Genomic DNA, 6,493 nt, shown 5'->3' with positions numbered 1-6,493 from the left:
GTCGGGGGACTTTGAGAAGACTCTTGTCCCCCCCTTCGATCGGGGGGCTAGGGGGGATCTGGCTTTAATCGTCAAACAGTAGTCTCTGAAGGGGTTTGGCGTTAAGTTGACACGAAGAAAGACACGTGCAGTCTCCTCCGTCTCCTCTTCTATCCATCATTGCCGCACAAACCAATCAACGGGGCGGCGTAGCGAAACTGGTTCTGGGTAATTCTTCACATAACCCACTCGCAAAATGAATTGAATATTTTCCTTAATTCCAATTGATTGATTTAGCATTTGCCGCGTTGATGATTCTTCCAATATCTGGGTCATCGGATGAATGGCGATACTTTTTTCCCGCACCTTCAGGAAAAGTCGTTGCATTCGTCTGCCAGTTTCGAGCAATGTCGCTACTGAATTGTCCTTGCTGGTGATTAGCATCCAACCTGCCGATTGCGACACTTGCTTTTTGACTTTATCAATGCCTACCTCTCGGAAATCCTTTTTCATCACATTTTCTTTGTGGTAAAAATTCCGCACCACCCAACCTGGAATTCCTTCTATCTCCATACTTGCAGTTGTCAGTCCGTCGCGATATTTCTCGGCATTCTTAGTAGAGAATCTGATCCAGTCTGCTAACTCTTGCTGTGCTGGCTCGCGATCGGCTTGCAAGCGGTTAGCAACGATAGTTTGTTCGTCGATAAATTCACTTTGTTGGCTAGTGTTGGGTAGATAATGAATAAATTCTGGTTCTGAATTGACAAGATATTTGAGGTCTTCTGGTTTCAGCACATCGCTTAAAAAGTCGGAACGAACTGTGCGGCGATTTTTGATTTTTGCAGTATCAAAGGGATTCTTTGATGTTTTTTTGATCAGTTTTAGTTCCATCAGGCGATCGTCCTGATTGCTGGTAGCGAGTAAATTCCAATCGCAGAGGTAGCCAAAAGCACCAGCGGCATATTCTAGATTTTGGATGAAACTGCCGATCGATAATATCGTTTCTCTCTGAGTCGGGTCAACAGCCGGCAGCCATTTAGTGCGATCGTTACCGATAATCCAGTGATAAGGTTCGAGATATTGGACAAACCACGGCTGTGTGTTGTGGCCGCTTGGTGCAAGGGAGGCGAGAAGCAAAATCTCTTTTTCGTCTGGCTGGAGAGTTGCATTTTTCTCGTCTGACGGTTTGATATCCGCCCTGGAAATATTGCTTTTATCACTCAACAAATAAGCTGTTGTCACGGCTGCAATTAGTGTCCCGCCGGCAATGCCTATAAACTGTTCTCTGTTCATAATCGGCATCCTTTAATATCAAGATTTGTGGTTTGTTTAAAACGATTCTGGTGTTTCCAATCAGGAAGAAGGACGAAGCATTCCGGCAGGCAATTTATCAATGAGAACCAGAGATTTTCTGCCGGAATGCTTCGCCCCTACGAATATATTTGCAAAACACAGATGCACTCGTTTTAGTTCGCCATCGCTCACGATGCAAACTCATACTCAATCTCTGTAATTCTTCCTTTAAAATAGAGCCGAATGCCTTCTGGATATTCCCATCCCACCTCTCCTTCTAAAGGAATCAGCATCCCATTGCGAACTGAATATTCCCATAATCGACCGCACCAAGGCATCGCAGTTACCTTGTCGCGATAACGAGCCTCAGCCCGCATAGTGGCGATCGTCCCTTCAGCATTAAACTGAAATACGACGGAGACAGTGGTTGCGCCATCCGTCAAAGTAGCGCGAGCAGATGTGTCATTAATCGCCTCCCAGCGCACACCTTGACTGGGCAATAGTGCAGTCGGATACCAAGGAGCCTCAGCAAAGAACCGCAATAATTCACCTTGGTTAGCTTCAGGAGTACCGCGCACATCAGCAACGGTAAAAAGACCGAGTAATGATGCGTGTAAGCTGCCTTCTCCTAAGATATAGGCATCATGAACAAAGGCATTAACTCCTGGAGCCATCTGGATGCGTGCATCCCAATCAAAACCCAGACGTTGAGTCATCACAAATTGAGTGGCAGTAAACGGACTCCACTTATCCTCCATTTCATTCATATTGAACAGTCCCTGCTGAGAGAGTTTGACCGCAGAGGCGATCGCTTGTCCGTCCTTAAGAACTGTCCTAAAGAATCGCTGTACGGGTGCTGGCAAGCCTTCAAGCTCTTTTTGGTCGTAGATTAGGGGCTTAATTGTTCGCCGTCCATTTGTTAATTTGGCTCGTAATTTATCAGTATCTGACTGCCAGCGATAGCTACCATAAATGGCAGCAATTCCAATGCAGACTAGGATTAAAACACCAATCATTGCAGTCCATTTCATCCACATAATACTTACCTATGTTTTTTGATTTAGAATTTGATAGATTGTGACCAGCGAAACGATCACCAAAATAGTTGTATAGATTAGAAACGTATATTTTGATAGCCAATTAGGAAGATAAATCGCAAAATTGTCCTGTGTTGAATTTGAATATTTCCGTGCAATCAGAGTTAACGGGCAGACGAATCGAAAGGTTAGTAGGGTTAGCCCTTCTAGAGATACAAATCCATAGCCGAGCCAGAGCCAGATATCGAGTTTATTGGCGATCGCCGCATAAAGCATATAGAAAATCACGAAATTGAAGAATACCCAGATTGCAGTGTGAATGATTTTAAGCAGCGTTAATTTGGCTTCATTTTTCATGTGTCAGTCAATATATTTTCTCCATTTTCGGCGTTAAATTGCGCCCAACGATCGAACTTCGATCGTTCCCGCGACGAGCAATCCGAAATCTTCTGTAATCCCGAAACTTAAAACGAACGATCGACATTTATGCCGCCCTACTCAAGAAGTAGCTATTTGAGGTTTTTCGCTACCGAATTGCCACAGCAAGATGACACCCAAGCCGAAGAGATTGACTAGGGAAACAGCTAACCCTCCGAAAAATGGAATTAGTGTCAGAACAGTCACGATCGCCAAACCCACTAAAAACTGCTGCTGTAAAGATCGATCGCCCTTACCGACTAGGGATTGACCGACAAAAAGCGCCACACCTAATGCTCCGACTAGAGCCGTGACAACCGCCGTCAGACTCAGGAGTGGAATCAGCGGAATCCCAATCAGCGTAATCGCCAGAAACACAGTTACAAAGACAAAGGAGACGATCGCCCCCATTCCCCATAGAGCAGTCAAACCGGGGCGTTGACGCAATTGTGCGGCCAAATTCGGCAGGAATTGTGGGCTGCTATGCAAAATAATCAGTCCGATAATAGCTGATACTACGGCGGAACTAATTCTAAAAAGGACACTGAAGAAGTAGTGAACGAAGAAGCTATTTCTGCCGCCATCGACACCATACATCATCCCATGTCGATCGCTGAATGTAGCGCGTTCGCCACTAATAATTGCACCTGGTTCCTGTAGGATTTTGCCGCCAAACGAGTAAGCATCACCCTCTACCCGCGCTCCTTTCTTCAGGATGACATCGCCGCCAAAAGCGATCGCAGTATCCACAACTTTGGCATTAGGGGATAGCGTCACACTCCCGCCAAAAGCCAGGGCATTTTCCACAACTTGATTCTCTGGTACGGTGACGCTGCCACCAAAGCGGATGAGGTTGGTATTGTTGATATTGATATCAGTCTGAGCCAGGGCATTACCTGCAAATATTAAGCAAATTGTCGCTAGGAAAGCTAGAATTAATTGTTGCCATTTCACAAAAATCATCCTCGTCAATAATAAGAATGTGGACTATCTTTCATGATATTGAACAAAGATGAAGAAACTGTGAGAAAAGCTCAAATAGAACGGCAGTAATTTATATTTTTGTGCAGACATTATGCTGGGTTTGCTAGTTTACTCTTTAAAATTGGCGAAGGTACTGTTCTTAAGGAATAGTTTTTATGAAAGCAGGGTTTAATTTAGGTAATTCTGAGAAATTCAACGCTCTAAATCTCGTCGTGTTAAGGCTTGAATCTCTGTTCGCAGTGCGCTAATTTCTGTTTGCAAGGCTTGAATTGATTTTGCACTGGCTAGTTCTGCGTCACCATTCTCGGCATCGCGATCGATAAAATATGTTGCCAGTGTTGCTGTCAAATAACCACATACTGCGATCGCATACAACCCCAGCAAAAAACACAGCACCCGCCCTTCCGCCGTTTTTGGGAAGTAATCAGAGCCGATCGTCGTTAACAACATTGCCGTCCACCACAGCGCCGTAGCATAATCAGTTATACCACTTGTCTATAAGTCTATGAGGGCGGGCACGGGGGCACCGCCCCTACAATTGGCAAGGCAATTTGATGCTTTGTAGGGGCAATCCCCCCGTGGTTGCCCTCTTGGACTTTATTTCTTAGTCTGCGGAGGCGGACTTTGTTTGACAAGAAGCGGTTTCAACCGCCGAATTCTCTATGAATTTCGGTTGGATCGGATTTTTTTAACCGCAGAGAGCGCAGAGGGCGCAGAGGAAGAGAAGAGAAAGATGAATGATTTCGATGCCAACGTATTTGATGTAAGTTTTTTCTGATTTTATCGGATTAAATTTATCTTTTTTTTACTCACTTTAACTAGACTCGTAATTATTACTAAATGAATCAATCAATAGACTGATATTTGACTAGGACTTTTTCACTGCAATCTCTATCAATAGGAATAGATCGAGTCGAAAGCCAGATAGCGATTAATGCTCGCGCTAAGATACTCATCTTTTAGAATTCTTTATCTCTATATTTAGAGACATATTTTTATTGATGCTGGTAGCTATGCTTGACTTACAATCGCTTAACAATTTTTAGAATTTACTTTAAAGTATAAATATCTCAAATTTATATTGGAAAATTAATTTTATGAAAAACACGACTCTATTCGATCAAAGCGATCGCCCTTACACCTAAATTTGAGGTGAAAATGTTCAGTATTAGCTTGAATTTAAAGCAAGGAATCGATCGGCTAAAAATCAACAAATGGCTGATGGGTTTGCTGGTAGCAATTCCGATCGCAGGAATCGGCAGTTATGTTGCCTATAACCAATTAGTGACGGCACCTCAGCAACGAGCGCAAAGCAAGATTCAGACAGCATTAGTCACGCGGGGCAATCTGACGATTTTGGTGTCAGCGAATGGGACTGTGCAACCGGAAAGTTCGGTCAATGTTAGTCCCAAAACCTCTGGTGTTTTGAAGCAGTTGCTGGTTAAAGAAGGTGAATTTGTCCAAGCAGGACAGGTGGTTGCCTATATGGACAACTCGAACCTCCAAGGGCAATTGCTCCAGGCCCGGGGAAACCTTGCTGCGGCTGAGGCAAATTTGGATAAGGTAATTTCGGGGAATCGATCGCAGGATATCGCCAAAGCTCAAGCTCAGGTGGATGGAGCCAACGCCAGTTTGCAAAAGCTGCTGGCGGGGAATCGCTCCCAGGAAATCGCTCAGGCACAAGCCAATCTGAATAAAGCTCAAGTCACTAACAGGCAAGCAGCAGAAGATTTGCAGCGCAACCAAGAATTGCAAACAGCCGGAGCAATCTCTCAACAAGCCTTCAGCACGGCTCGCTCGAATCATGATAGTGCGATCGCGCAAGTGGAGCAAGCCCAGCAAGCCCTCGATTTACTCAAAGTCGGATCGCGCCCCGAAGATATCTCCCAAGCCGAAAGCGTCCTCAAACAGCGACAAGAGGCGATGAATTTACTCAAAGCGGGTTCTCGCCCCGAAGATATTGCCGAAGCCCGTGCCAAGGTAATGGCCGCCCAAGGTGCGGAGGCGATCGTCCAACGAAGTATTGAGGATACCGTAATTCGCGCCCCCTTCGCCGGGATTGTTGCCCGCAAATATGCCGATCCTGGTGCATTTGTCACCCCAACCACAGCAGGTAGTGCAGTGACTTCGGCAACATCATCTTCAATTCTGGCTTTGGCATCGAAAAATGAAATCGTGGCGCAGGTGGCGGAAGCCAGCATTGCCCAAATCCGCGTCGGCCAGGTGGCGGTAATCAAGGTGGATGCCTATGCTGGCAAAACCTTTGAGGGCAAGGTGACACAAGTGGCTACCCAGTCTTTGGTGCAGCAAAACGTGACCAGTTTTGAGGTGAAAGTAACAGTTGCTGACACCGAACGATTGCTTCATCAGGGGATGAATGTGACGATCGATTTCAAAGCTGGAGAATTGACTCAGGTGCTGATTGTGCCGACGGCTGCGATCGTCCAACAGACAGCAGTTCAGGGTGTATTTGTGGCGAAAACAGGCGCAAATCCAGTCTTTACGCCGATCGTAGTTGGGACAACTGTCAATGACAAAACTGAGGTCAAGTCTGGTTTAACTGGGAACGAACGGGTTTTGCTCAGTTTTCCACCCGGAGCCCGCAAAGTCACTGGGCTCAACGGAGGTTGATGGTAGCTTTGGCGATCTAGAAATCAGGACACTCCAAGAGCCCAAAGCGTGTCAACTTAAGCCTGAAAGCCCGCCCCGTGTCCGTTAGTCATCCCACAAGTCCGCCAGGGGTTAAAACCCCTGTCTCATAGCTAAAGTCGGTTGAAACCGAC

The 6,493-nt window shown here is 45.8% G+C and carries 5 protein-coding genes; 1 reads left to right on the top strand and 4 read right to left on the bottom strand.

Translation table 11 applies throughout. The features are described from left to right. Positions 1 to 156: 156 nt before the first annotated feature. The 4 genes from QT974_RS29170 to QT974_RS29155 all read right to left on the bottom strand — a co-directional run bounded on the left by QT974_RS29170 (position 157) and on the right by QT974_RS29155 (position 4,196). Entirely contained in the window at positions 157 to 1,272 is a 1,116-nt protein-coding gene (locus tag QT974_RS29170; protein ID WP_333471877.1) for an Acg family FMN-binding oxidoreductase, read from the bottom strand. 188 nt (positions 1,273 to 1,460) lie between these two features. Beyond that, on the bottom strand, positions 1,461 to 2,309 hold the full coding sequence (locus tag QT974_RS29165) for a DUF6920 family protein (RefSeq protein WP_333471876.1): 849 nt from the start codon (positions 2,307 to 2,309) through the stop codon (positions 1,461 to 1,463). Positions 2,310 to 2,807: 498 nt separating this feature from the next. After that, the gene (locus tag QT974_RS29160) at positions 2,808 to 3,680 is read right to left on the bottom strand and encodes a hypothetical protein (protein ID WP_333471875.1); all 873 of its coding nucleotides are present in this window, start codon (positions 3,678 to 3,680) and stop codon (positions 2,808 to 2,810) included. A 222-nt stretch (positions 3,681 to 3,902) separates the two neighbouring features. Continuing rightward, positions 3,903 to 4,196 carry a potassium channel family protein gene (locus QT974_RS29155; protein WP_333471878.1) on the bottom strand — a complete coding sequence of 98 codons (294 nt, stop codon included), beginning with the start codon at positions 4,194 to 4,196 and terminating at the stop codon, positions 3,903 to 3,905. A 672-nt stretch (positions 4,197 to 4,868) separates the two neighbouring features. Between QT974_RS29155 and QT974_RS29150 the strand changes: the two genes are divergently transcribed. Further along, a complete protein-coding gene (locus QT974_RS29150) occupies positions 4,869 to 6,341 on the top strand; it encodes an HlyD family efflux transporter periplasmic adaptor subunit (protein WP_333471874.1) in 1,473 nt (490 codons plus the stop codon). Positions 6,342 to 6,493: the final 152 nt, after the last annotated feature.

It is taken from the genome of Microcoleus sp. BM001215392, assembly GCF_036700185.1.
GTDB lineage: Bacteria > Cyanobacteriota > Cyanobacteriia > Cyanobacteriales > Microcoleaceae > Microcoleus.
This window is presented reverse-complemented; position numbering and strand designations above follow the sequence as displayed.